21 protein-coding genes are annotated in these 23,753 nt (G+C 71.5%); 12 read left to right on the top strand and 9 right to left on the bottom strand.

Annotation, left to right across the window (positions count from 1 at the left end; all coding sequences use genetic code 11):
* Nucleotides 1-23: 23 nt before the first annotated feature.
* The 4 genes from J4573_RS45480 (at nt 24) to J4573_RS45465 (ending at nt 5,403) form a co-directional block, all read left to right on the top strand.
* Complete coding sequence (locus J4573_RS45480; protein ID WP_208262616.1) at nt 24-2,564, top strand: hypothetical protein; 2,541 nt, start codon at nt 24-26, stop codon at nt 2,562-2,564.
* Between the two features lie 3 nt (nt 2,565-2,567).
* The gene (locus tag J4573_RS45475; protein ID WP_208262615.1) at nt 2,568-3,677 is read left to right on the top strand and encodes a hypothetical protein; all 1,110 of its coding nucleotides are present in this window, start codon (nt 2,568-2,570) and stop codon (nt 3,675-3,677) included.
* Nucleotides 3,678-3,780: 103 nt separating this feature from the next.
* On the top strand, nt 3,781-4,695 hold the full coding sequence (locus J4573_RS45470) for a coiled-coil domain-containing protein (RefSeq protein WP_208262614.1): 915 nt from the start codon (nt 3,781-3,783) through the stop codon (nt 4,693-4,695).
* Nucleotides 4,696-4,719: 24 nt separating this feature from the next.
* Complete coding sequence (locus J4573_RS45465) at nt 4,720-5,403, top strand: HAD family hydrolase (RefSeq protein ID WP_208262613.1); 684 nt, start codon at nt 4,720-4,722, stop codon at nt 5,401-5,403.
* Between the two features lie 6 nt (nt 5,404-5,409).
* On the opposite strand, the gene J4573_RS45460 is transcribed toward J4573_RS45465, so the two are convergent.
* Both J4573_RS45460 and J4573_RS45455 read right to left on the bottom strand, forming a co-directional pair.
* Nucleotides 5,410-6,567 (bottom strand): PucR family transcriptional regulator, encoded by a 1,158-nt coding sequence (locus J4573_RS45460; protein WP_208262612.1) that lies wholly within the window; start codon nt 6,565-6,567, stop codon nt 5,410-5,412.
* A gap of 56 nt (nt 6,568-6,623) precedes the next feature.
* Entirely contained in the window at nt 6,624-7,115 is a 492-nt protein-coding gene (locus J4573_RS45455) for a hypothetical protein (RefSeq protein ID WP_208262611.1), read from the bottom strand.
* A gap of 184 nt (nt 7,116-7,299) precedes the next feature.
* On the opposite strand from J4573_RS45455, the gene J4573_RS45450 reads away from it, so the two are divergent.
* Nucleotides 7,300-10,185, top strand: coding sequence for an ATP-binding protein (locus J4573_RS45450; protein WP_208262610.1), 2,886 nt, complete (start codon nt 7,300-7,302; stop codon nt 10,183-10,185).
* A gap of 7 nt (nt 10,186-10,192) precedes the next feature.
* Here the strand turns inward: J4573_RS45450 and J4573_RS45445 are convergent, their stop codons facing one another.
* The gene (locus J4573_RS45445) at nt 10,193-10,909 is read right to left on the bottom strand and encodes a hypothetical protein (RefSeq protein WP_208262609.1); all 717 of its coding nucleotides are present in this window, start codon (nt 10,907-10,909) and stop codon (nt 10,193-10,195) included.
* A 137-nt stretch (nt 10,910-11,046) separates the two neighbouring features.
* Here J4573_RS45445 and J4573_RS45440 point away from each other — a divergent pair, with 137 nt between their 5' ends.
* Nucleotides 11,047-11,697, top strand: coding sequence for a hypothetical protein (locus J4573_RS45440; RefSeq protein WP_208262608.1), 651 nt, complete (start codon nt 11,047-11,049; stop codon nt 11,695-11,697).
* Nucleotides 11,694-12,995: a nucleotidyl transferase AbiEii/AbiGii toxin family protein gene (locus J4573_RS45435; protein WP_208262607.1), complete on the top strand. Its 1,302-nt coding sequence runs from the start codon at nt 11,694-11,696 to the stop codon at nt 12,993-12,995. The genes J4573_RS45440 and J4573_RS45435 overlap by 4 nt, the downstream gene beginning before the upstream one ends.
* Here the strand turns inward: J4573_RS45435 and J4573_RS45430 are convergent.
* Entirely contained in the window at nt 12,979-13,476 is a 498-nt protein-coding gene (locus J4573_RS45430) for a pyridoxamine 5'-phosphate oxidase (RefSeq protein WP_208262606.1), read from the bottom strand. The two genes, J4573_RS45435 and J4573_RS45430, sit on opposite strands and share 17 nt — an antisense overlap.
* A 154-nt stretch (nt 13,477-13,630) precedes the next feature.
* Here J4573_RS45430 and J4573_RS45425 point away from each other — a divergent pair, with 154 nt between their 5' ends.
* The 3 genes from J4573_RS45425 to J4573_RS45415 all read left to right on the top strand — a co-directional run bounded on the left by J4573_RS45425 (nt 13,631) and on the right by J4573_RS45415 (nt 17,004).
* Nucleotides 13,631-14,251, top strand: a complete 621-nt coding sequence (locus J4573_RS45425) for a hypothetical protein (protein ID WP_208262605.1) — start codon at nt 13,631-13,633, stop codon at nt 14,249-14,251.
* A gap of 88 nt (nt 14,252-14,339) precedes the next feature.
* Complete coding sequence (locus J4573_RS45420; protein WP_208262604.1) at nt 14,340-15,413, top strand: hypothetical protein; 1,074 nt, start codon at nt 14,340-14,342, stop codon at nt 15,411-15,413.
* Between the two features lie 88 nt (nt 15,414-15,501).
* Nucleotides 15,502-17,004, top strand: coding sequence for a CehA/McbA family metallohydrolase (locus tag J4573_RS45415; protein ID WP_208262603.1), 1,503 nt, complete (start codon nt 15,502-15,504; stop codon nt 17,002-17,004).
* Nucleotides 17,005-17,011: 7 nt separating this feature from the next.
* Here the strand turns inward: J4573_RS45415 and J4573_RS45410 are convergent, their stop codons facing one another.
* The gene (locus tag J4573_RS45410) at nt 17,012-17,812 is read right to left on the bottom strand and encodes an SAM-dependent methyltransferase (protein ID WP_208262602.1); all 801 of its coding nucleotides are present in this window, start codon (nt 17,810-17,812) and stop codon (nt 17,012-17,014) included.
* Between the two features lie 65 nt (nt 17,813-17,877).
* Between J4573_RS45410 and J4573_RS45405 the strand changes: the two genes are divergently transcribed.
* Both J4573_RS45405 and J4573_RS45400 read left to right on the top strand, forming a co-directional pair.
* On the top strand, nt 17,878-18,747 hold the full coding sequence (locus J4573_RS45405) for an SAM-dependent methyltransferase (protein ID WP_208262601.1): 870 nt from the start codon (nt 17,878-17,880) through the stop codon (nt 18,745-18,747).
* 171 nt (nt 18,748-18,918) lie between these two features.
* Nucleotides 18,919-20,178 (top strand): alpha/beta hydrolase, encoded by a 1,260-nt coding sequence (locus tag J4573_RS45400; protein WP_208262600.1) that lies wholly within the window; start codon nt 18,919-18,921, stop codon nt 20,176-20,178.
* 184 nt (nt 20,179-20,362) lie between these two features.
* Here J4573_RS45400 and J4573_RS45395 read toward each other — a convergent pair whose 3' ends face one another.
* The 4 genes from J4573_RS45395 to J4573_RS45380 form a co-directional block, all read right to left on the bottom strand.
* Nucleotides 20,363-21,520: a right-handed parallel beta-helix repeat-containing protein gene (locus J4573_RS45395; RefSeq protein WP_208262599.1), complete on the bottom strand. Its 1,158-nt coding sequence runs from the start codon at nt 21,518-21,520 to the stop codon at nt 20,363-20,365.
* A 226-nt stretch (nt 21,521-21,746) separates the two neighbouring features.
* Complete coding sequence (locus J4573_RS45390; RefSeq protein WP_208262598.1) at nt 21,747-22,583, bottom strand: NAD(P)H-binding protein; 837 nt, start codon at nt 22,581-22,583, stop codon at nt 21,747-21,749.
* 27 nt (nt 22,584-22,610) lie between these two features.
* Nucleotides 22,611-23,282, bottom strand: a complete 672-nt coding sequence (locus J4573_RS45385; RefSeq protein WP_208262597.1) for an SDR family oxidoreductase — start codon at nt 23,280-23,282, stop codon at nt 22,611-22,613.
* Entirely contained in the window at nt 23,279-23,719 is a 441-nt protein-coding gene (locus J4573_RS45380) for a nuclear transport factor 2 family protein (protein ID WP_208262596.1), read from the bottom strand. The genes J4573_RS45385 and J4573_RS45380 overlap by 4 nt, the downstream gene beginning before the upstream one ends.
* Between the last annotated feature and the right edge of the window lie 34 nt (nt 23,720-23,753).

Raw genomic sequence — 23,753 nt, 5'->3', positions numbered from 1 at the left:
GCCGCGAGCCGGCGGGAGGCCGCGTGGCGCGGGTGACGGCGGGCTGGGCCCGGCACGGCAAGGAGGCCGGCAGCCACCGGGACTACGCGATCCTGGAGTCCGACGGCCCGTTCTCGGCCGGCGACTACGACGCGATCCTCGAACGGTACGCGCTGGGCAACCCGCCGCCCGGCCGCACCGGCGCCGAGGCGCTGCCGTGGATCACCATCAGCGAGGTCCAGGACGACCGCAACAGCTACCTGGGCATGTCGGTGCAGTACTGGACGGACGCCGCCGACGGCGCGGGCCGCCCGGTCGCCGAGACCCTCTACGCCTGCTTCCCCTACCCCCAGTTCCTCAAGGCGCCCGCCTCGTACCGGGTGCTCGGCGCGATCCTGGACCGGCACGACGACCTCGGCGGGCCCGGCGCGGAGATCTCCGACTACGCGCCCGAGGACCACGTGCGCGACATCGAGGAGAACGGCTGGCTCGGCCGCGCGATGGTCGTCGCTGCGATGCTCCTAGAAGGCCCGGTCACCATCATCGGCGGGGACGGCCTGGACCCCGACCGGCGGCTCCGGTTCCTGGACGCGGTCGCGGCGCTCCTCCCATACGGCTGGCGGACCCGCTTCACCGCCTCGACCTGGTTCCGCGGCGGCAGCCCCCACATCCAGCTCGTCTTCGCCCAGCACTCGCGCGGGAAGGGCTACGACCTCGACTGGCGCGACACCGATCCGGAACCGCCGTTCAAGGCGCAGGTGGCCCGCGCCTACATGGACCAGTTCGCACTGCTGCTGGACCATGACCGGAGTCTGCTGGACGTGGTGGCGTTCCTCGGTACGCAGACCCTGTCGCTGGCCGCGGACGAACCGCGCAGCGCGGTCGCGGCCCTCGAACGCTTCGACTGGCCCGCCGCCGTTCTGTACCGGGCACGCGCGGGCGAGGCCGACCCGGGCGAGCTGAGCGATCTCTTCGAGTCCGGCCGCCACAACGAGCTGCTGCGCGACGCAGACAAGGCCTTCCTGCTGCACGAGCTGATCCGCCTCGGCGGGCCGCAGTACTCGCGCGCCATCGAACGGGGCTGGGAGGACGTGGAGCCGGCCCGGCCCGACGCGTGGAAGGCACTGGTCAACAGCGCGCGCGACCTGGTGTGGGGCGACTCGGCGATGCGCGAGGTGCACTCCTACATCGGGATCGGCGATCGGCAGGGCTTCGCCGACCAGTTGCTCGCCAACGTGATCCCGATGCCCGGCTTCGCCGTCAGCGCTCGGTCGCTGAACACCGTGGCCTGGCTGGCGGGCAGCTGGGCGGACCCGGCGGGTGCTGCCCGGCCCCAGACGCTCAAGGCCCTGGCCGACAACCACGCCGTGCTGTGCGAACTGCTGGTCGAGCAGAACGAGAGCGCGCCCGGCCGCCTTCCCGCGTGGATCGCTGCACTGCGGCCCCTCACGCCGCCTGGCCTGCTCGCGCCGTTCGAGAAACTCCTCGCGATGCCGGGGACGACCGGAGGTCGCGGGCGGAACGGCGGGCGGCTGCGGCCCGAGGACCTCGCCGAGGTCGCCCGGCACGGGGACGAGTGCGTGCCCGCGCTGCTGCGGCTCGCATCCGCCCTCGGCCGCCTCGACCAGGTGACGCGCCCGCTCATCGACTGGCTGCGCGCGCTCCCCGGCGCCGGCCTCAACCGCTGGCTCGCGCGGCTGGAGGGCCTGACGCCCGAGCACGGCTCCGATCTCGCGCTCCTGGACGTTCTGCAGCTGTGGTTCGGCGCGGAGCCGACCCACCTGGTGGCGGCCATCGGCCCGCAGTGGCCCGCCTACCGCGACGCCCTGACGCGGCACGCCCGCGCCGAGTGGCTCGGGCGCGGGCTCGGCAACGTCCAGGCCGGGTTCGTCACCTACCTGACGCAGACGAACTGGGCCGCCGACCAGAACGTGTATCCGGCCGTCATCGAGGCCGTCGAGGCGTTCTGCCAGGTGCCGGGACACGACTGGACCGAGCTGGTCCGCGCCGCCCTGCGCGGGCGCGCGATCTCTCCGGGCATGGACGCCTGCGCCGAGTACCGGCGCTGGTGGCGCGGGGTCGAGGGGGCCTACCCCTTTGTGGTGGAGGAGCAGTACATGGAGATTCTGACGGCCCTGCCTCCCGGTGCCAGGCCCGAGGAGATCGGTCGCCTGGTCGCCGAGGCGCTGTGGATGCGCCACAGCGAACGGGAGATCCTCGCGTGGATCGCCCGGTCCGAGGTGAGGATGACGGGCGACTCGATGGCCCACGTGATGAACGAGACGCGGCGCTGGTACGTCAGGCTCGGCGCCTCACAGGAGGACGCCGACAACACCACGCTGTGGCTGGCGCAGGCCCTGCACAGGGGCGACCAGCGCGCGCTGGCCCACGACTTCCAGGACGCCGTCGCCGCCCGCGTCGGCGACGAGCTGCTCTTCCAGCTCAAGTTGCTCACGGTCACCTCCCGCGTGCCACCGGACTACGACGAGGTGGACGTCGCCGAGGGATCGCGGCGCGGGCTCAGAGAGGCCGAGGAACGGATCCGCAACCTGCTCGGCAAGCGCAAGTTGCTCGGGGGCAGGTGACCGATGTCGCTGGCCGAGTCCAGGGCGGTGGTCGAGTGGGGTGCGCTGTGGACCCGCGTGCTCGCCGCCGGATCCGATCGGGTCGAGGTCCGGTCGTCGCCCGCAGCCCTCGCGATGGGCGATCCGCTCGCGGTCGTGGTGCCCGATCGCTGGCTGGACGGCAGCCCGCGCGGGGTGCTCCAGCACGAGTCGTTCCGGCGGGAGCTGGCGGCCTTCTCCGAGCTGCGCTGGTACGGGCGTTCACCCGCGGCGGCGGCGCTCGCCGCGCAGGGCCGCGGGTCGGGGACCTATTTCGTCTGCGACCTCGGCTGGTCGGGCGCGAGCTTCGGGCTCTGCGAGGTGGAACGGCGGTCGATCCGTGTGCTGGCGACGGCGTTCGAGCCGCGCGCGGGCGGCGGCGCGTACGCGCAGTCGGTCACCGAGGGGATGCCGACGCAGGTGCGTGAGCGGTTCGCCGAGGTGCAGGCGTCGAAGGCGGCGCGGGCGCGGGCGGTGCTGCCGCGGGCGACCGGTGAGCATCTGGACGACCCCGTCTACACCTTCGATTCCGGGTTCGAGATCACCGCGGGCCGGTTGCTGGAGCGGTTCGGGCCGGTGGCCGAGGTGCTCGGCGAACGGATCCGCGAGCTGGACTGGACGTTCGACACGTGCGTGCTGAGCGGCGGGTTCGGCGAGTTCCCGCTGGTCGAGACCGTGCTGCCGGAGCATGTGCGGCTCGGGCCCGAGGCTGCCGTGCGCGGCGGGGCGCTGCTGGACAGCGGCGTGTTCGGGATGGCGCCGCCCGCGCAGGTCGAGGTGCGGCTGCCCGTGCACCGCGTGCGGAACGGGCTGCTGGAGGACGCCGACGTGCTCCTGACGCCGGGGCCCGGCAACTTCGCGACGCTGGAGCAGGAGCGGCTCGTGGTGAACGCCGCCCCGAACGGACGCCTGACGGTCACCATGAACGGGCGGCTCGGCGAGCTGCCGATCGCGCAGATCGCCCCGGCCCTGTCGGTCGACGCCTGCCAGGTCGGGCTGCGGGCGTCGCTGGACGGTCCGGCCGCGCTGCTGCTCGTGCCCGCGTCCGGCGGCGAGCCGGCCGTCGTCCCGCTCGATGGCTGGGAGCCCGCATGACCTGTTCATGGTCGCGGCTCCGCCGCTCCGGGTCATGGCGCATCGCCGCCTTGCCTTCCCTCGTCGGTCGTTCCTCCCTCCTCAGTCCAGGCAAGGCGGCGCCATGACCGGTGAGAACCTGTTCGGCACGATGCGAAGGGGCGTCGAGGACCTGATCGACGCCGCCGGCGCCGTTCCGTCCGACGACGACGGTGCCGCGGCGTACGCGTTCGTGACCGACCTGGCGGACGCGCTGCGGCGCCTGCCGGAGCTGCTGGCGCTGGTCCCGCCGCTCGCGGACGTGGCCGCGCTCGGCGGTACGCGGCGGAAAAGCCTGGAGCAGTGGCACGAGGAGCTCCAGGCGCGCGAGGCCGAGGTCGCCGAACGGCTGGCCGAGGTCGAACGGCTCCGGCCGATCATCAGCGAGCTGCGCCGCCGGGTCGACGAGCGCGAGCAGCTGGAGGCCAAGCTGACCGAGCTGCGGCGGCTGCGCTCGCTGAGCGACTCCCTGGAGACCTTGCGCGAGCAGCACGCGCTGATGCAGGAGCGCCGGACCGAGCTGGAGGAGGTCGCGGCGGACGAACGGCGGCTCGACGGCGCCGTACGCGAACTGCATCGGCTCACCTCCGCCGAGCTGTCCGACCTACAGGAGTCGCTCGCCGAAGCGGTCGCCGAAACCGCGCGCCTGGAGCAGGAGACCAAGGGCCTGCGCACCCAGATCGCGGCCGAACGCACGAAGGCCGTCGCCGAACGAGAGGAGGCGGCACGGCTCGACGTCGAGCACGCCGAGGTCCGCGCGGACGCCGAACGGCGCCTGCCCTCCCTGTCGCTCCACCGGCAGGCCGAACGCGCGCTCGTCGAGGGGCTCGCCCGGGGATCGCTGCGCAAGGCCTCCGGTCTGCGGCACGCGCAGCGCGTCATCGACGAGGTCGAGGAACGGCTGCGGCGGCTCGACGTCGCCCTGAAGGACGCGCTGCAGATCCACGACGACGCCCACGAGCAGGCACGCAAGGACGTCCCCCTCACCGGCGGGGCGTGAGGGATGGATCGGTACAGTGCTCTGGTGCGTTACAAGGCGGTCGTTTTCGACTTCTTCGGCACCCTGACCATTGCGAGCTCCCCCGAACGACGGGCCGCCTCCCTCGCCGAGGTCGCGGGCGCGATCGGCGTGCCGGTCGGTGAGTTCCGCCCGGCGTGGTGGGAGGTCTGGCCCGAACGCTGCGTCGGTGCCATGGGCGACTTCCCGGCCGCGCTCGCCGAGATCGCCCGGCGGCTCGGGCACACGCCCACCGCCGAGCAGATCGCCAAGGCGACCGAGCTGCGCCGCGCCAGCGAACGCACGTTCCGCGTGATGCGCCCGGACGCCGTCGACACCATCGCGACGTTGCGCGAGTGGGGCCTCGGCACGGCGCTGATCAGCGACTGCACCGACGAGCTGCCGGACGAGTGGGAGACCGTGCCGGTCGCGCCCTACATCCAGGTGCCGATCTTCAGTTACACGGCCCGCCTCAGAAAGCCCGACCCGCGCATCTACGCGCTGGCGTTCGAGGGCCTGGGCGTCCAGCCGTCCGACTGCCTGTACGTGGGGGACGGCGGCAGCCACGAACTGCCCGGCGCCAAGGCCGCCGGCATGACGGCCGTGCGCGTCCTCGACAACGACGGAGTCGCCCACCACCGGTTCGAGCCCGTGGAGTGGGACGGCGACGAGATCGAGTCGCTCGCCGACATCCTGCCGCTGGTTCGCTGACGTAGTTCAGGGAGTGAGGCTGCGGGCCGTGACGGCCGCGTCGAGCAGCCGGGCGTCGCCGGGCACGTTCGGGTCCAGGCCCGTCAGGCTTCCGATGCGGCGCAGCCGGTAGTCGAGCGTGTTGCGATGGATGTGCAGGTCGAGTGCCGTCTGGCGGCGGTTGTGGCCGCGCACCACGTACACCCGCAGCGTCTCCAGCAGCTCGGGCCGGTCGGTGAGGGGGTCGAGCTGGGCGGCCAGCTTGGCCAGCCCGTGACCCGGCCGCGCGAGCTGGTACTCCAGCAGCACGTCCTCCAGCCGGTAGAGCCCGGACGGCCGTCCGAGCCGCCGTACGAGCGCGGCGACCTCGGACGCCTCCTCGGTCGCGGCCGGGATGTGCGCGGGAGCCGACGCGACCGCTGCGGCCGCGAACACCGGGCAGTCCACGGTCTTCTCGATGCGGGCGACCAGGTCGGCGAGATCGGCGACGCCGTCCGGGCTCGCCGGGAGCAGCGCCGTGCCGCCCTCGGCGTCGAGCGCGGCCAGCACGTGCGTCTGGAGGTGCGCGTCGAGCGCGGTCTGAACGCTCCGCCGAGCCTCGGGAGTCGCCGTCGCCAGATTGAGTGAGAGCACGACATAGGAGGTCGCCAGCGGAACACCGGCGAGCGTGCTCAGGTGCTGCGCGGGCTCTCCGGCCAGCAGGGCGGTGAACATCGCCTGCCGCGCGTCGCGCCGCTCGTCCTGCCGGTACTGCTGCTCCTGAACGTGGGCCAGCGTCACCGCGGGCACGACCGAGCGCAGGTAGCCGAAGAGGTGAAGCCCGTACGCCGCCAGGTCGTCCAGGTCCTCGGGCTCGGCGACGTCGCTCGCCGCACGCCAGCAGATCTCGGTCGCCACGTGGTACGCGGCGAGGGCCGCCTCCAGCGGCACGCCCTCCTCCGCCCGCCGGGCCGACCACTCGATGACCATCGTCCGCTCGTCCAGGCTCAGCTCGCGGCGGCCCTCGCGCAGCGTCCGCAGCACGGCCTGCATGTTCACCTCGACGGCAGGCCTGAGCGCGTTGTCGAGGATCTCGCGCGGCTGATGGGCGTAGTAGGGCACCTCGCGCGCGCAGGCGTCGACGACCTCCAGCGCGAGCAGTGGTATCTGCCCGGCCAGCCAGGAATGGAGCCGCGGTTCGTTCACGGTGCGCCCCACAGCGGTCCGGCCATGCCCGGCAGTCTAAGTCGGCGCCCGGCAGTCTAGGTCGGGCGCTCCTGCCGTGACCGCTTCACGTCCAGGGCCTTGTCGATGGCCGAATGCATCGCCGCCTGCGCCTCGCCCAGCTGTGCGAGGTGGTCGCGGTTCATCTCGATGACAGCCTCGTTCACCCGGCAGGTCTCGGTGATCACCGCGTCGGCGACGGCGCGGTAGTGCTGGTAGGCGGAGGCCTCGGCCGTCGTCACGCGCTCGACCATCGGCCGCAGCGTCGCCACGCGGATTTGGTCATCGACGTTCTCGGCCTCGGCGAGCAGCCGCCGGACGATGTCGCGCTCGCGGCGGGCGTCGGCCCATTCGGTGAAGCCCGCCCGTAGCCGCTCGCGCAGGTGCCGCAACCATTGGTCGGCCACCGAACGTTCCGCTGAGCGGAGCGCGTGATCGCGCCAGGATTCGGCGCGGATCGCGTTCACCGCGTCGTGAACGCTGGACAGGGTGTCACGCGGTTTCTGGTTCGGGGAACCGTCGTCGGTCATGAGCGTCCTGAGGAGAGCTGGGGTGACCTCACGTAATTAACGCTACGCCGTTATCAAGATACTTAACGTTGTTATGCCCCCGGCGGTCCAGATTTAGGCCGATGTCGGCCGCAGTGTCATCAGTTCGTTGACAACGGGGAGTCAGCGCCCGACCGCGCGGCGGGATATTTGCGATACTCCCACGGTGTCGGAGACCGGGCTGGACATTCTGGTTCTCGGTTCGGTGACGATCCGTGACGACGCGGCCCGGGTGCCGCGGCTGCTGGAGCGCGCGCTGCTGGCCCGGCTGGCGCTCGCGGGCGGCGCGTCCGTTCCCGATGAACGTCTCGCCGCCGATCTGTGGGGGCCGGAGAGTCTCGAACGCCCCGTTCAGCGGCTGCGCGTCCTCGTCTCGCGACTGCGTTCGGCGCTGGGCGAGGGCGGCGGGGCGCTCACTCGCGGGAGCGGGGGATACGCGCTGCGGGCCCGTGTCACCGACCTCGACGCGGTCAATTCCGCCGCGGAACGGTTGCGCGGCGCCGTCCGGTCGGGCGACCACCGGGCGGCCCGTTCCGCCGCCGCCGACGCGCTCGGGCGATGGCGCGGGCGGGCCCTGGACGACGTGCGCGGCGTGCCGTTCGCCGCGGTCGAGGGGGAACGGCTCGACATCCTGCGCCTCGACCTGCTGACCGAACGCATCGCGGTCGATCTGGAGCTCGGCGCGTCCACGCTCGTACGAGGAGAGCTGCAGCGGCTCGTCGTAGAGCATCCGCTGAACGAGCGGCTGGCCTGCCTGCTCGCGGTCGCGCTCTACCAGGACGGGTGCCAGGCCGACGCGCTCGCCGCCATCGCACGGCTGCGCGGCGCGCTCGCCGACGAGCTGGGCGTCGATCCGGCGCCGCGGACCGCCGAGACCGAGCTGCGCATCCTGCGCCAGGACCCGGCTCTCGTTCCGCCGCCCGTGGAGCGGGAGCAAGCCGCTCTCGTCCCCGTTGCCGGACCGGCGACGAGCTTCGTGGGGCGCGAGGAGGAGCTGGCGGCGCTGGCGGAACGACTCGGCTCGCCCTGCCTGGTGACGCTCATCGGCGAACCCGGCGTCGGCAAGTCGCGGCTCGCGCTGGAGGCGGCGCGGCGGGCGGCCGGACGCCGCGTGACCATGGTGCGGCTGGCGCCCGCGCAGGGCGATGGCGCCGTGACGGCCGCGCTGGCCTCGGCCGCAGGACACGACGGCGAACTGGCGGAGGTGATCGGCGCGCTGGACGGTGTGGTCGTCCTCGACAACGCCGAGCATCTGCTCGACCAGGCGGCCGAGGTCGCCGGAGCGCTGCTGGCGGGCGGGCTGAGCGTGCTGGTCACCTCTCAGCGGTCGTTGCTGGTCGCGGGGGAGGAGCCGTTCCGTGTGGAGCCGCTCGACCTCGCTGCGGCGGCCCGGCTCTTCGGGGAACGCTGCGCCGCCGACGCCCGGCCCGCGCCGGAGCAGGCCCGGGAGATCTGCGCGGCCGTCGACCGGCTGCCGCTCGGGGTGGAGCTCGCCGCCGGTCTCACCCGGACGCTGACCGTACGGCAGCTCGCCGAACGCCTGCACGACCGCCTCGGGCTGCTGGTCGGCGGCGCGCGCGACGAGGGCGGGCGGCACGCGAGCATGCGGGCCGCGCTGGACTGGAGCCACGACCTGCTGCCCGAGCAGGAACGGCGGGTGCTGCGCGGGATCGCGGTCTTCCGCGGCGGCTTCGAGCTGGAGGCGGCCGAGGCCGTCGTCGCCGCTGCCGATGGCGCCGCGGCCCGCGGTGGCGTGGCCGGTGGTGGTGTGGCGGCGGCGCTCACCGAGCTGGTCGACCGGAGCCTGGTCGCGGTGTCGTCCGGCGACGGGCGGCGGCGCTTCGGCCTGCTGGAGTCCGTACGGGACTACGCGCTGGCCAAGCTGGACGCGGCGGGAGAGACACAGGACGGGCGCGGCCGCCATCTGCTGTGGTGCCTCGCCCACGTTCGGCAGGCGGGCGAGCCCGACGACTTCGCGTCCGCTGAGGCGGTCGCCGCAGTTTTCGCCGAGTGGCCCAACCTCAAGGAGGCGCTGGAGAAGGCGCCGGGCACCGACCGCGCGGCCGACGGGCTGCGGCTGGCGCTCGAACTCCACACGCCCTGGCTGATCCGCGGCTGGTACGCCGAGGCGCGCAGGCACATGGCCGCGCTGGTGAACGCCCCGGGCGCGACGGCCGCCGAACGGGCCACGCTGCTCAGCGACCACGGCTTCGTCAGCACCATGGCGGGCGAGCCGGCCGAGGCGGCCGACCTCCTCGACCGCGCCGCCGAGCAGGCCGCGCGGGCCGACGACGACATGCTCACGATGACCGTGCTCTACCACCGCGGCATCGTCGAGATCGAACGCGGCCGGCTGCGGGACGCGTTCGCGCCGCTGCTCGCCGGTGAGGAGCTCGCCCGCAAGGCGCGGCACGAGCAGCGCATGTCCGCGTTCGCCGACGCCCTCGGCACCCTCCACCTCTACTCGGGCGAGCCGGAGATCGCGCTCGAACGCTGCCGTACGGCCGCCGCCTCGGACCTCGCGCTCGGCGACGAGCACGGGCTGGCTCGCGGCCTCAGCAACCAGGCCCAGGCGCTCCTGGACCTGGACCGGCACGCGGAGGCCCTGGTGAAGGCCGCCGAGTCGGATCGGTATGCGCGGCGGCTGGAGGACGTTCACATCCTCGGGCTGAACGAGCTCATCCGTGGCCTGGCCGCGCGTGCGGTCGGCGACCTCGCCGCCTCCGAGCCGCATCTGCGGGAGGCCGCCGCCTCCGAGGGACCCGGCATGGCCGCGGTCGATCTCGCCGACGTGCTCATCCTGCGGGACGCGCTGGACGAGGCCGATGACCTGCTCACCTCCGTCTACGCCGAGGCCGCCGAGGCAAGCACGCCCTGGCTGGCGGCCCGTACGGTCTCGGTCGCGCTGGCCGCGGCGCGCGGGGACCATGCCTGGGCACGCGAACTCGCGAACGAGACCGCCGCCGCGCACGCCGCCGCGGGCTTCGGCTGGCGGCGATATGCCGTACGACTCCAGGAAGTCGCACGGCATATCGACGAACAAGCGCCCTAGCGAACGGCTAGCGAACGCGCACGTGGCGGTTCGCGGACGCGGACTTGTACCAGGTGCCGTTGCCGGTGAACTGCGCCCCCCAGTCACCGGTGGCCCGCGCCTTGAACTTCTTCAGGAACTTGCCGTTCCGGTCCGTTCCGACGACCGCATAGCGAACCCACTTGCGCGTGCCGGCCTTACGGAAGTAGATGACGACGTGGCCCTTCTTATAGGGAGCCCACCGGCCGACGCTGTTCAGCCCCTTCAGCTGGCCGGAGAGGCTGATCGCCTTGCCCTTGCGCGCGACGCCGGGCGCCGCCTTGAATCCCGCGAAATAGGTCCCCCTGCGCAGCTGGAAGCGCGCGTGCGCCTCCGAGTCGTCGGAGTCGGCGTCCATCGCGGTGACGCGCACGTCGTAGGCGCCCGGGTCGTCGACCCAGTTGAGCGAGCCCGTGCCGGTCCAGAGCCCCGGGCGACCTGCCGGTCGCAGCACGCTGACGGGCCCGCCCGTGTGCCCGAGCCTGTTGACCTGTGCCCGCACGCGGGTCGCGTCGGCGACGAGGACGGTGATCGTGACCTTGCGCTCGCCCCTGCCGGTCAGCACGACGGTGGACGGCTGCGCCTTGACCCAGAAGATCGCCGGCGCGGCGGCGGCGGTGGTCGTCCCCGCGTGGGCGGCGGCCGTGACGCCGGTCCCGGCCAGCGCGGTCGCCATGGCCGTCGTGAGAAGTACGGTGCGCTTCATTACGGTGAGTGCCCCTCTCATCGGTTTCGTTGTCATCGATCATGGAGAGGGCGGGTTTCACCGGCCTTTCACGCGCGTCTCACGGCTCCCGGAAAACTCAGATGCCTTGAGCCGGCGTCCTTTGGGACCATCGCGGCATGGACAAGTTAGGCAATTTCGCCGGTGACTTCGAGGTCCATCTGACCGTGGCACCTGGCGACGTCGGGGCCTTGGAGCGGTGGGCGCATCCCCACGGGCTGAAGCTCACGCACATCGTGCTCGAGCGCGGCCGCACGGTCTCGCAGCCGATGCTGACGCTGCGCGCGACCGGCGGGCTGCCCGAGGTGCGCGCCGCCGCCGAACGAGCCGCAGGACAGGTCCGTTCGGCGGGCTTCGCGGTGCGGCGCCTGAAGATCGAGGCCGCACCCTGGAACGAGGGAGTCCCCGTCACCGACGAGGATGCCGTCGCCCAGCCCGTGGACCGCTACTTCGAGCATCACGTCAAGCTCGTTCTGAGCGTTGGCGGGCTCGATGATCTGGCCGCCCTCGCCGTTCCGCACAACGCGCACGTCTCGCGCAACGCGCGCCGCGTACGCCCGGACGGCAGGCAGGAGCGCTTCGTCACGCAGCGGTGCACGCGCGTCGGAGACCGTACCGCCGCCGTACGGCTGGACGCGCTGACCAGCGCGCTCCGCGCCGCCCGCTACGAGATCGCCTCGGTGGAACGCGAGTACGTGGTCGTGGACACCGACGCGTCCCTGGACGACGGATGGATCGACCCGATCGACGAGAGGAGGAATGGACGATGAGCTCTCCCTGGGACGAGCTGAAATACGGCCCCTGGCCCGAGGACGCGGAGGTTCCGCACGACCGTCCCGACGCCGGAACGCGCAAGCGCCTCGGCCTGCCGGCGACGCTGCGGCCCGTGCCCGGCGCCGTGCAGCGGGCCGTGTTCGACCCCGCGCTCAAGCACCACGCGAAGGCCTTGCGCGCCGGGGAGCCGGCGTTCGAGTCGGCCGAGATCAGTGAGCGCTGGTACGCGGCGCGCCGCCAGGCCATCGACCATGTCCTCGCCGTCATCGCCGGTTCGGAGTGGGTCGACAACCTGGTGCTGCGCGGAAGCATCCTGCTGCGCGCCTGGTACGGCGAGGCCGCCCGCGAGCCCGGCGACCTGGACTTCGTCGTCGTCCCGCGTACGTGGGGCATCGCTGAGCGGCGCACGCACGCGATGCTCGACGGCATCGCGCGGCAGGCCGAGGCCACCGCCCCCGAGGGGCTGCGGATGGACGCGCGCGACGCCGTGGCCGAGGACATCTGGACCTATGACCGGGTGCCCGGCCGCCGCCTCGTCCTCACCTGGCAGGCGGGTGGGCTCCCGCACGGCTCGGTGCAGCTCGACTTCGTGTTCAACGAGCTGTTGCCCGCCGACCCGGAGCCGACGCGCGTGCCGAGGTTCGACGGCGGCCCGGCGCCGCTGCTCATGGCGGCGACGCCCGAGCTGTCGCTCGCCTGGAAGGTCATGTGGCTGCTGGACGACGCCTACCCCCAGGGCAAGGACCTCTACGACGCGCTGCTGCTCGCCGCGCACACGTCCCTGTCCTACCGTCTCCTCGCCGACGCCATGGTCGCCTCCGACCCGCACCGGGCCCGGCGGCTGCCGACGCTCGACGAGGTCGCCGCGCTGGACGTCGACTGGGAGGAGTTCCGCAAGGAGTACCCGGAGTTCGCGCCGATGCCGGGCACCGCCGAGGACACCGTCCAGCGGCTCGTGGTCGCGCTGCGGCCGACGTTCACCCGCGAGCACGACCTGCCCGAGGGCGAGTACGCGCGGCGCGCCGAGCTCCTCGGGCCCCGCATCCGCCGCTACGCGATCCTCAAGGCGGAAGGGGGCCTGGACCCGGTCATCGCGATGATGGCCAAGGAGGACGGCATCCCCGTCGAGGAGGCCGTCGTCATCGTCAACGAGCTGCTCGGCCGGAGCGCGAACGCCGTGCCGCACTCGCTCGACCTGGTGATGCGCGGCTACGAGCTCGCCGGGTCGTCGTGGATCGGCTACTACCGGCGCAACCCGGAGAAGCGGGAGGAGATCCTCACGGCGTTGCGATGACGTCGGGCACGCGGTTCTGGAAGTCGAGGACGCCGACCCACGTGGGCCGGAGCGCGATGCGCGCCATCCTGGTGTCCGGGTGGGCGGCGCCCTCGACGTACTGCCTGCCGCCCTCCTCGCCGAGGAAGCGGCGGGCGGCCTCGGCCTGCTCGGGCACCATCCCCTCCACCTCGGTGATGGTGACCTTGCCGCGCATCATCAACACCTCCGGCGGCTGCGGCTCGGTGTCGATCGTGACGGCGACGTTCGGGTCGGCGCGCAGCGCCTTCAGCCGGTACGCGGGCTTGGTCATGCCCATCGGCGGGCACAGCAGGTAGGTCGCCATGACCAGCTCCTCGCCCGACCAGACCCACCACGTCGACATCACCCGCGGCGTCCCGTCGAGCGCGGTGTAGGCGAGCCGCGCCGGGATCGTGGAGCTCAGCAGGCGCTGTGCGACGTCGGTCTCGAGCAGCCGGAGGTCCCCCTGGGGCACGTTCATGAGTCTTCTCCCTGTTCGGTGATGTCCGGAGGTTGAGACCAGGCGCGGCGCCGAAACTCATCGCCGGTATCGGGATCAGCCAGTATCGGCATGATCCACGCGAAACAGTCGCAGGTATGCCAACCTGACATCCGTGATCATCCGGCGACATCGCGTGACGCTGCTCGTGACCGGGGCCTGCGTGCTCTCCGTCGCGTGCGTCGGCTTCACGAGCGCCTGGTACATGGGCTTCTTCACCGCCAAGGGCCGCTTCGGCCCGCGCGACCCGTGCCGGATCCTGCCGCCGCCCGCCAAGCTCGCCGGGCTGGTGCGGGGCGGCGCGCGCGAGCCGGGGGACTCCAAGCCCAAGACCCTGCTCGGGCTGGGCGGCGACGCCTCGGCGGAGTGCAAGTGGAGCAGCGTCCCCGCCGGGCAGGACGAGCCCTTCAGAACGATCCGGATCCACGTCGAGACCAAGACCCGCGAGGGCCGTTCCTCCGCCGAGACCAGGGCCGAGCGAGGCCTGGAGAGCTGGCGGAAGGCCAGGCTCCAGAGCCGCGGCCCGGTCATCGCGGTCCGCGGCGTCGGCGAGAAGGCCTACGGCAACACCGACCAGATGGACGTCCGGATCGTCTTCAGCCGCATCGTCGTGTACGACCTGCATGTCAAGTTCCGCATGTCCAACGCGCTGGTCGACGTCTCGGCGCGCACCCACAGGCACCCGGGCTTCCACGAGGAACGGCTTGTGGAAGGCCTCGCCCGCGAGGTCGCCAAGGAACTCGACCAGACCGCCTGACCCCGGCCGGGACGCGGCGGAGTCGGGGCGGACGGTCATTCCGGAGAAGTTCATCTGGGCGACGCGATGTCCGCCTAACCTGCGTGAAATGCGAAACGATCAAGGAATTTCACGCCGTGCGGCGCTGGCGGGCGGCGCCGCGATCGCCGGGGCGGCGCTCGTCCCGTTCGGCGGCGGCAGCGCCCTCGCCTCCGTCTCCGCCGCAGCGCCGCGCCGCCGTCCCCTCCGGGTGCTGGTCGCGACGAACGAGCCCTGGGGCACCTACCACGTCTCGCCGCTGCTGGATGAGGCCGCCCGGCGCGGCTGGAGCCTGACCCAGCTCGTCCCGGACATGTCGCAGATCAAGCCCGGCGACCCCGTGAAGGTCGCGACCCCGGACCAGGTGACCCGCGCCGACCTGCTGGTGGTGAACGGCGCGAGCGACTGGCCGGTCGCGTGTGCCGAACGGTTCCGGCACCTGCCGCTGGCCGCGAGCTCGCTGGCCTACCTGAACCCCGAGGAGGTCCCGGGCGCGCGCAAGTTGCGGCGTCGGCTCCGCGTGATCACTGCGTCCTCCGCCGCCGAGGCCCGCTCGTTCGCCGCTTACCTGGGCACCGGCACCCGGCGCACGATCGCGGTCGTCGGCTCGGCGCAGACCGACGCGCTGCCCGTCCGCAAGCCGGAACCCGGGCTCGTGCTCGTCCTCACCAGCGTCACCCACCCCGACCCGACCGGCGGCGCGGCACCGGGAACCGAACTGCTCCTCGCCGCCGCCGACAAGCTGCACGCCGCCGGACGCCACATCCTGGTCGGCCTGCACCCGCGCGAGGACCGCAAGCTGTGGGAGAAGTACGAGATCAGCGCGGTCCCCTCGATCCAGGCGTCGGCGCGGGCAGAGGCCGCGATCGGCATCCCCGGCACGGTCTTCCCGCTCGTCGCGGCCGTCGGCACCCCGGTCGTCGGCTGCATCGGCCCCGCCCTCACCGTCCCCGGCTACCTGCTGTCGGTCTGCTCGTCGACCATCCGCGACGCCGGTCAGGCCGTTCCGGCGATCGAGCAGGCGCACCTGCCCTCCGCCGACGTCCTGAAGGACGCGGTCGGGCCGGTCGGCGGGTCCGCGCATCGCCTCATGGATGCCTGGAGCCTGGCCGTTCGCAGCCACGGCCATCACGGTCACCACTGATCGACATGTGGCGGTCCCCGTCTGGACGATCACTGGTAACCGCTGCCGCCAAGCCTGATCGCAGTCTCTTCGGAAGGTGGCGGTGACCATGGCTGAGGTTGCGCGGCGGCGGTTTCTGGCCGGAACGGCGGCGGCCGGGATGGCCGCGGTGGTGATGGACCCGATGGGTTTCGCGCAGGGCGCGGCCGGCAGCGAGCAGACCAAGACGCTGACCGGCCACATCGACTACGGCGCGCCCGACTGGGTGTACGTGCCGGTGGACGTGCCCGACGGCGTCAACCGGATCACGGTCTCCTACGGCTACGAGCGCCCGGCCCCGCCCGAAGGCCAGAACGGGAACGCGCTCGACATCGGCGTCTTCGACGAGAGCGGCCACCAGCTCGGCAACGAGCGCGGCTTCCGCGGCTGGTCCGGCGGCGCCCGCACCTCGTTCACCATCTCGGCGTCCGACGCCACGCCCGGCTACATCCCCGGGCCGGTGAAGCGCGGCCGGTGGAACGTCATCCTCGGCCCGTACACCGTCCACCCGCAGGGCCTGAACTGGACGATCACGGTCAAGCTGGAGTTCGGCCCGGACGGCGCGCCGTTCAAGCCCAACCCCGCCCCGCACAGCGCCAAGGGGCGCGGCCGCGCCTGGTACCGCGGCGACATGCACCTGCACACGATCCACTCCGACGGCGGCCGCACCCCGGCCGAGCTCGCCGCCGGAGCGCGCGCCGCCAAGCTCGACTACATCGTCTCGACCGAGCACAACACCCAGTCCGCGTCCGGGGTGTGGGGCGAGTACGCGGGCGACGACCTGCTCATCATCGACGGCGAGGAGGTCACCACCCGCAACGGCCACTACGGCGCGTACGGGCTGCGTCCGGGCTCCTGGATCGACTGGCGTTACCGCGCGGTCGACGGCGGGCTGCCGCGCTTCGTGCAGGAGATCCACCGGGCGGGCGGCCTCGCGATCGCCAACCACCCCGCGGGCTCGTGCGTCGGCTGCTCGTGGAAGTTCGGGTACGCGGGCATGGACGCCGTCGAGGTCTGGAACGGCCCGTGGGACAACGAGGACGTCGCCGTTCTGCAGGACTGGGACAACCTGCTGGCCGCGCAGGCGCGGTCTGGGCGCTGGCTGCCCGCCGTCGGCAACAGCGACGCCCACCGCGAGCCCAACGTCATCGGCCTGCCCCACAACGTGGTGTACGCCGACCGCCTGGAGCGCGGCGCGATCCTCGCCGGGGTGAAGGCCGGGCGGCTGTGGATCGCCGAGTCCGCGGCGGTCGACCTCTCGTTCACCGCGTCCGGTGCCGGGCGCAAGGCGGACATCGGCCAGCGGCTGGAGGCCGCCGAAGACGCGCCGGTGACGCTGTCCATGACGGTGAACGGGGCCGGTGGCTGCGAGGCGCGCTTCTACACCGACCAGGGGCAGCGGTTCAGCGCCAAGCTTCCAGCCGAGGGCGCGGGCACGGTGACCTGGCAGACCAACGCGCGCAACGCCACGTACGTGCGCGCCGAGGTGCGGCGCCTCCAGGCGACGGCGACGACCCCGAACGCGATGGTGGCCCTCACCAACCCGATCTTCCTGGGCCACCGGTCGCGGTAACTGTCAGTTACTTCTTGATGGCCATGCCGGTGTAGTGGAGCTGCTCGGCGACCGTGAGCATGCCCGGCGCGCGACCGTCCGGACGCCAGTGCGGATTGGGGACGACGCCGGGCTCCAGGAGTTCGTAGCCATCGAAGTAGGCCGTGATCTCCTCGGGGGAGCGGAACCGCCCGGTCCCGAGCAGCCGCAGGAACTTCTCCTGCAGCGCCTCGGCGACCGGGCTGAAGCTGCAGAAGTGGGTGATGAACACCGGGCTCCCGGGCGGGACGGCGTCCATGTAGGCGTCCAGCAGGCCCTTGGGGTCCTCGTCGTCGTGCAGGTGGTGCAGGATCGCCACCAGCATCACCCCGACCGGCTGCTCGAAGTCGATGAGCCGGGTGACCTGCTGCTGCTTGAGCACGCTCTCCGGCTCGCGCAGGTCGGCGGTGATCACGGCGGTCCGGTCGTCCTCGGCCAGCAGGGCCCGGCCGTGCGCCAGCACGATCGGATCCTTGTCGACGTACACCACGCGTGACTCCGGCGCGATCGACTGCGCCACCTGGTGGGTGTTCTCCGCCGACGGGAGCCCGGCGCCAAGGTCCAGGAACTGCCGTACGCCCAGCTCACCGGCCATGACACGGACCGCACGGCCCAGCGTCCTGCGGTTGATCTTGGCCATCTCGGCGACCCCGGGCGTGCCCTCGGCCAGTTGCGCCAGCACGACCCGGTCGACCTCGAAGTTGTCCTTGCCGCCCAGGGCGGCGTCGTAGACGCGCGCCACGCTCGGCTTGGTGACGTCGATGCCCTGTGGTGCCCATTCCGCTTCCATGGAGCCCCTACCAACGGCCGCTATTTGGCATTTGACCTTATATGCGGGGTGCGGGTCAGGGAGGGATGTCTAGGATCAAGACCACTGTCGGACCGGCCGATCTGGAAGGCGGCTGCATGGCCGAGAACCTGCCCCCGGGACTGGACCTGAGCGTCCCGTCCGCTGCGCGGATGTACGACTACTTCCTGGGCGGGAAGGACAACTTCGAGGTCGACCGCGAACGCGCCGAACAGGTCATCAAGGGCTTCCCCGAAGTCCGCGACGTGGCACGCGCCAACCGCGCCTTTCTCGGGGCCGCCGTCCGTACGGTCGCCGAGGCGGGCGTCGCGCAGTTCGTCGACCTGGGTGCCGGACTGCCTACGCAGGGTCACGTTCATGAGGTCGCCCGCCCGATCCGGCCCGACACCCGCGTGGTCTACGTGGACATCGATCCGGTCGCGTGCGTGCACGCCAGGGCGCTGCTGCCCGACGAGGCCACCGCCGTGGTGAACGCCGACATCCGCCGACCCCAGGCCGTCCTGGACGATCCCGCGGTCGGCCGGCTGATCGACTGGGAACGGCCGGTGGCGCTGCTGCTGGTGTCGGTCCTGCAGTTCATCGTCGACGAGGACGACGAGCCGGGCAGGATGCTGGGCGTGTCCAGCATGCTCGGCGCGTTCACCCGCCGCATGGTCCCCGGCAGCCACCTGGTCCTGTCGGTCGCCTCCGGCGCCGAGGACTTCGACGTCGACTCGCTCGCCGACGCCTACAAGGGCTCGGGAACGGGGTCGGGCGGCCTGCGCTCGGCCCAGCAGATCGAGAAGTTCTTCACCGGGTCCGGCTTCGAGCTGCTCGAACCCGGCCTGGTCGACGTCCATGACTGGCCCGTACCGGCGCCCGGACCGCGCGCCGCAGGGCCGATTCGCCTTCTGGGCGGCGTGGGCCGCAAGCCCTGACCGGGCTGGGAGGCGTGGGGCGCAAGGCGTGACCAGAGTCTAGGTATCGGCTTTGTTGAGGTTTGTTGTCATTGCTTGCGCAAGAAGTGAACGGGACACTAGCTTCCTCATAGGTTTGGCCCGCGACTACCCCTCGCCGCGGGTGGCCTAGGGCCTGGGGTCTGGGGAGCCATGAACAAGCGCACCGACAGGAAGATCGCCATCGGCGGCGTCGCCGCGACGGCGGTCCTAGTGCCGAGCCTCCTGTTCGTTCTCAACCAGTCCGGGATCGGGCACCTGTCCGGCCACCCCCAGGCGGCGGCCGACACCCCCACGCCGGGCCCGACGAACGGCCTCGCCCCCGACCAGGGCCTCCCGACGTCGTCCCCGACCTCGCCGACGCCCTCCACGTCACCGAGCACCAAGCCGCCGGCCACCTACCCGTTCAACAACGGCAAGGCCAAGCCGGCCTCGGACGACCCGGACCTGCGCAGGCACGACCACGGCAAGAAGCCCCACCTGCCGAAGGACGCGGAGAAGCTCCCGACCAGCTACCGCAAGGCCGACGACGGCGCCAAGATCGTCAAGCTGGAGAAGGTCTCCAAGTACCAGTTCGACGTCACCATCGCGACGCCGGCACTGGCCTCCTCCGACATCAAGACCCGCGTGCTGGTTCCCAAGTCCTGGAAGCCCGGCGCCAAGCAGACCTGGCCGGTGATCTACGCCTACCACGGCGGCAACAACCGCTACACGTCCTGGACCAAGGACTCCAACCTCGCCCAGGTCGCGGCCGACTACAACGTCATGGTCGTGATGCCCGAGGGCGGCTGGAACGGGTCGTACTCCAACTGGTTCAACGACGGCAAGGGCGGCGTCCCGGAGTGGGAGACCTTCCACATCCAGGAGGTCATCCCGCTGATGGAGCGCAACTTCCACGCGGGCGCCTCGCGCGCCGCGATCGGCCTGTCGTCGGGCGGCCAGGGCGCCATCACCTACGCCGAGCGTCACCCGGGCCTGTTCAAGTACGCGGCGTCCTACAGTGGCCCGCTCAACATCACCGCCCCGGGCATGCCGACCATCCTGATGCAGATGAACGCCAAGGCGGGCGACGACATCTGGGGCAACCCGGTGACCGACCGGTCCAACTGGGAGGCCCACGACGCGACCGTCATGGTGTCGCGCCTGAAGGGCACCGGCGTCTACGTCTCCTCGGGCAACGGCGAGATCGGCCCGTACGACGACTCCAGCATGAAGCCCTGGGACGCGGGCCGCTTCGGTGAGCAGCTGGCCGGCCAGATGAACGTCAACTTCGTCCGCGCCGCGCAGCGCGCCGGGGTTCCGATCACCTCCAACCTCTACGGCCCCGGCACCCACAAGTGGGCCTACTGGAAGCGTGAGCTGGTCAGGAGCTGGCCCGCCATCGTCGGTGCCATCGGCGCCGGCAAGTCCTAGAGGTCGGACGTCTTCCTCTCCCCGGCCCTTGCTTCTGGGCTTGTGTGGGGTTCCTTCGTGAATTGATCCGATGTCTGGTCTGGGCAAGGCATCGAGGAAGCGCGCTTTCCTGTGGATCACGCCACCGTGCCCAGGAGGCTCCTGCTGTGAGGACGAGCCGCCACGAGCGGGACATGCCGGACGCTCACGAGCACACCACTCCGAGGCAGCCGTTCGGATCGTGGGCCGAGGTGTTGCCGCCGCCATCGATGGCGCTGCCGGGCCTGATCTCGATGCCGAAGTCGGCGTTGTGATCGGTCCGGTTGCGGGTCACCTCGACACCACTCGGATCCTTGGTGTCGATGTGCAGACCGTCGTTGACGGTGTTGCCGTACGCGTCGGTCAGGCCGTTGGCCCGATGGCCGTTGCCCTGGAACCGGTTGCCGACGACCGCGAAGTTGCCCGCGGGCCCGCCGCTGTAGAGACTCTCCAGCCATACGCCGGCGGCGCCGTTGCCGACGAAGAGGTTCTTGCTGATGGTGGCGCGCTCGGTGTCGAGCCCGGGCGGGCCGCTGTGCACGCCGACCAGGTTGTGGGCGAAGACATTGCCGGTGATCAGAACGTCCCGGTCGGTGCCGAAGTCCACGGCGCGCTCGGCGCCACTGATCTTGCTGTTCCGGATGGTCACTCCGAAGCTGAAGAACGCGGTGACCGGGGTCCGGACGAGGGTGTCGTGGTCGAGCAGGACGTTGTTGCTCTGCTGGGCGACAATGGCCGCTCGGTCCAGATCGGTGTGCGAGATCGTCGAGCTGCTCAGGCTGTTGACCAGGTTGATCCATCCGCCGAGAACACGGCTGCCGGTGATGGTGAGGTCCGTTCCGCCGAGGCCGCGCACGGCGTAACCGCCGGTCGAGGCGCGCAGCACGCTGTGGTCGACGCGGGCGCCCTTGGTGCCGATGTCCACGCGCAGCGCCGTGTTGGAGCCGGTCGCCTTGAGATTCAGACGGGAAAGCCGTACGTCCTGGGTGTCGACCATCCCGATCGCGGATTCGAAATCGCTGATGGTCCCGTTGCGCACCGTCGTATTGCTCAGCGAGGGATTGGGTCTCACCCCCTCGATCGCGATGCCGCGCCCGGAGCCGTCACCGGTGATGGTGTGACCGTTCAGGTCGACCGTGACGCCGCTCGCCCCGATGCTGAGCGCCGTGCCGGAACACGTGAGGTCGGCGGTCAGTCTCAGGTCGGCGGTGACCACCTGCCCGCATGTCACCGTCGTGGCCTGGGCCGATGTGACCGGCAGTGCCACCGCCCCCGCCGCCAGCGTGAGTGCCGCCGCCCTGGTGACTCCCCGTACGGTGCGCATATGAGCCTCCCGTCGACCGGAACTCTCCGGTCTCGGGCGCACTTTCCCACCGCCCGTCTTGGGCTGTCACCGCCCGCATCCGGTCAGGTATCCATCACGCGTGATGCCTGACCGGATCGGGTCTCGCCGCGCCTTTCCCCGATCAGTAATTTCGAGTCTTAACCCGGCGTTCGATCGCCCGAAAAGGGCATCGTTGGGTCGGCGCGGTCGAGTCGGCGCGGTCGAGTCAGCTGAAGTCGGTGGTGTGCGCGGCGGCCCAGTCGGCGAACGTTCGCGGCTCGCGCCCCGTGACCTCCTTGACGGTCGGCCGAACGATCGACTCGTCGAGCGCCCCGTTCACGTAGAAGTCGAAGAAGGCGTCCACGTATTCGACCGGCATCGAGGCCGTCATCTCCTCGCGCGCCTCCTCGTTCGACAGCTCGACCGCCCGCAGGTCCCGTCCCAGTGCGGCACCGAGGATCAGGACCTGCTCGGCCGGGCGGAGCGCCACCGGCCCGGTCGGCCAGAGGATCTCGCCGCGGTACTCGTCGGTCAGCATCGCCCGCGCCGCGATCGCGCCCAGGTCGAACGGGTCGACGCTCGCGGTCAGAACGTTCGGGAACGACACCCGCACCTCGTCGCCCGCCTGCAGTTGCGGCAGCCAGCGAAGCGCGTTCGTCATGAACGCGGTCGGCCGCAGGAACGTCCACGGCAGCCCCGACTCCTTCACGGCCGTCTCGGTCGCGGCCATGTAGCGGGTCACCGCGTTCGACATGTCACTGTTTCCGGCCGAGCCGCCCGTCAGCTGAACGACCTGCTCGACGCCCGCCTTCTTCGCCTCCGCGAGCACGCCCGGCATGTCCGCGTAGCCGGGTAGCAGGAAGACGGAGCGGACCCCGTATAGCGCCGACGTCAGGGTCTCCGGCTTGTTCAGATCTCCCGCAACCGCTTCTACGCCCTCCGGCAGTTTCGCATTCGCGCTCTCCGGATCGCGTACGAGTGCCCGCGTGGGCTCCCCGGCGGCGGCCAGCGCCTTGACGACCTCAGAGCCCACATTGCCCGTAGCTCCAGCGACCAGATACATGTCGATCTCCTATTCCAATCAGGGGAATCACCAGGGGAGGGGACGCCCGTCGCGGAAGAACCCGCCGGTCGGCCCGTCATCAGGAAGGTTCGCGGCCCACACGATCCCGGCCGCGCCGTCTTTCACCGGCCGCCCACCCGGGCCGCCCATGTCCGTCGCCACCCAGCCGGGGCAGATGGCGTTCACCAGCACTCGGTCGCCGCGCAGCTCGGCGGCGAGCATCCTGGTCAGCGCGTTCAGCCCGACCTTGGACGCGTTGTAGGCGGGCGTCCCGCCGCCCATGTTCGTCAGCGAGGCCGCCTCGCTCGACACGTTCACGATCCGGGGATGCCCGCTGCGCCGCAGCAGCGGCAACAGCGCCTGCACCAGCCGCCAAGGCCCGTACAGATTGGTCTCGGTCGCTTCCCGGACCACGTCCAGGTCGGCGCTCACGGCCCGCTGCCAGGTGTCGTAGTGAATGGCCGCGTTGTTGATCAGGACGTCCAGCCCGCCGACCCGTTCCTCGACCTGTTCCGCCACTTCGGCGAAGTCGCCGTCGGTCAGATCCAGCCGCAGCGGAACCTGCCCCAGCTCCTTGGCCGTCCGTTCCGCCGCCTCCGCCGAACGCGCGGTCACCACCACCGTGTGCCCTTGATCGGCGAGCTGCCGGGCGACCTCGCGCCCGATGCCCCGGTTCGCGCCGGTGACCAGCGCGATCATTGTCCGCTCGCCAGCGAGAGCAGGTCCTTGTTCCCGTCCGCCCAGGTGGCCGTCATGACGACCGCGCTGATCTTCCAGCTGTTCTCGCCCGCCTTCACCAGGTCGAACCGGTAGGTCCCGCCCAGCGTCCACAGCGGCGACCCGAACGGGTTGGCGAGCCGGTGCGTGGCCTGGAACGAGGCCGTGCAGACCGCCCGTTCCCCATCCACGGTGACGATGTGATTGGCGATCAGATGCTGCGTGGCGTCGAAGGCCCCCAGCGTCTGCGACCACGCGCCCACGATCTCCTTGGGACTCAACGCCGCGGGCTCGCCCCCGTTCAGGCTCGTGTAGTCCAGCGCGACGGTGTCGGTGAAGATCGCCTCCAGCTCGTCCCACTCCCGCCGATCAGCGTGCCACCCGAACCGATTGACCGTCTCGATGATCTCGTAGCTCATGACCGAAATCATGCGAGACCAGCCCCTACCAGGT

Origin of the sequence: Actinomadura barringtoniae (genome assembly GCF_017573505.1) — a bacterium.
GTDB lineage: Bacteria > Actinomycetota > Actinomycetes > Streptosporangiales > Streptosporangiaceae > Spirillospora > Spirillospora barringtoniae.
This window is presented reverse-complemented; position numbering and strand designations above follow the sequence as displayed.

What these genes read in the sequence shown, in the direction of transcription:
- J4573_RS45440 (WP_208262608.1), top strand. Translation starts at nt 11,047, where the DNA reads ATGGACAAGTTAGGCAATTTCGCCGGTGACTTCGAGGTCCATCTGACC.
- J4573_RS45380 (WP_208262596.1), bottom strand. Translation starts at nt 23,719, where the DNA reads ATGAGCTACGAGATCATCGAGACGGTCAATCGGTTCGGGTGGCACGCT.
- J4573_RS45400 (WP_208262600.1), top strand. Translation starts at nt 18,919, where the DNA reads ATGAACAAGCGCACCGACAGGAAGATCGCCATCGGCGGCGTCGCCGCG.
- J4573_RS45475 (WP_208262615.1), top strand. Translation starts at nt 2,568, where the DNA reads ATGTCGCTGGCCGAGTCCAGGGCGGTGGTCGAGTGGGGTGCGCTGTGG.
- J4573_RS45410 (WP_208262602.1), bottom strand. Translation starts at nt 17,812, where the DNA reads ATGGAAGCGGAATGGGCACCACAGGGCATCGACGTCACCAAGCCGAGC.
- J4573_RS45390 (WP_208262598.1), bottom strand. Translation starts at nt 22,583, where the DNA reads ATGTATCTGGTCGCTGGAGCTACGGGCAATGTGGGCTCTGAGGTCGTC.
- J4573_RS45445 (WP_208262609.1), bottom strand. Translation starts at nt 10,909, where the DNA reads ATGAAGCGCACCGTACTTCTCACGACGGCCATGGCGACCGCGCTGGCC.
- J4573_RS45435 (WP_208262607.1), top strand. Translation starts at nt 11,694, where the DNA reads ATGAGCTCTCCCTGGGACGAGCTGAAATACGGCCCCTGGCCCGAGGAC.
- J4573_RS45385 (WP_208262597.1), bottom strand. Translation starts at nt 23,282, where the DNA reads ATGATCGCGCTGGTCACCGGCGCGAACCGGGGCATCGGGCGCGAGGTC.
- J4573_RS45420 (WP_208262604.1), top strand. Translation starts at nt 14,340, where the DNA reads ATGCGAAACGATCAAGGAATTTCACGCCGTGCGGCGCTGGCGGGCGGC.
- J4573_RS45455 (WP_208262611.1), bottom strand. Translation starts at nt 7,115, where the DNA reads ATGACCGACGACGGTTCCCCGAACCAGAAACCGCGTGACACCCTGTCC.
- J4573_RS45470 (WP_208262614.1), top strand. Translation starts at nt 3,781, where the DNA reads ATGACCGGTGAGAACCTGTTCGGCACGATGCGAAGGGGCGTCGAGGAC.
- J4573_RS45405 (WP_208262601.1), top strand. Translation starts at nt 17,878, where the DNA reads ATGTCTAGGATCAAGACCACTGTCGGACCGGCCGATCTGGAAGGCGGC.
- J4573_RS45415 (WP_208262603.1), top strand. Translation starts at nt 15,502, where the DNA reads ATGGCTGAGGTTGCGCGGCGGCGGTTTCTGGCCGGAACGGCGGCGGCC.
- J4573_RS45430 (WP_208262606.1), bottom strand. Translation starts at nt 13,476, where the DNA reads ATGAACGTGCCCCAGGGGGACCTCCGGCTGCTCGAGACCGACGTCGCA.
- J4573_RS45395 (WP_208262599.1), bottom strand. Translation starts at nt 21,520, where the DNA reads ATGCGCACCGTACGGGGAGTCACCAGGGCGGCGGCACTCACGCTGGCG.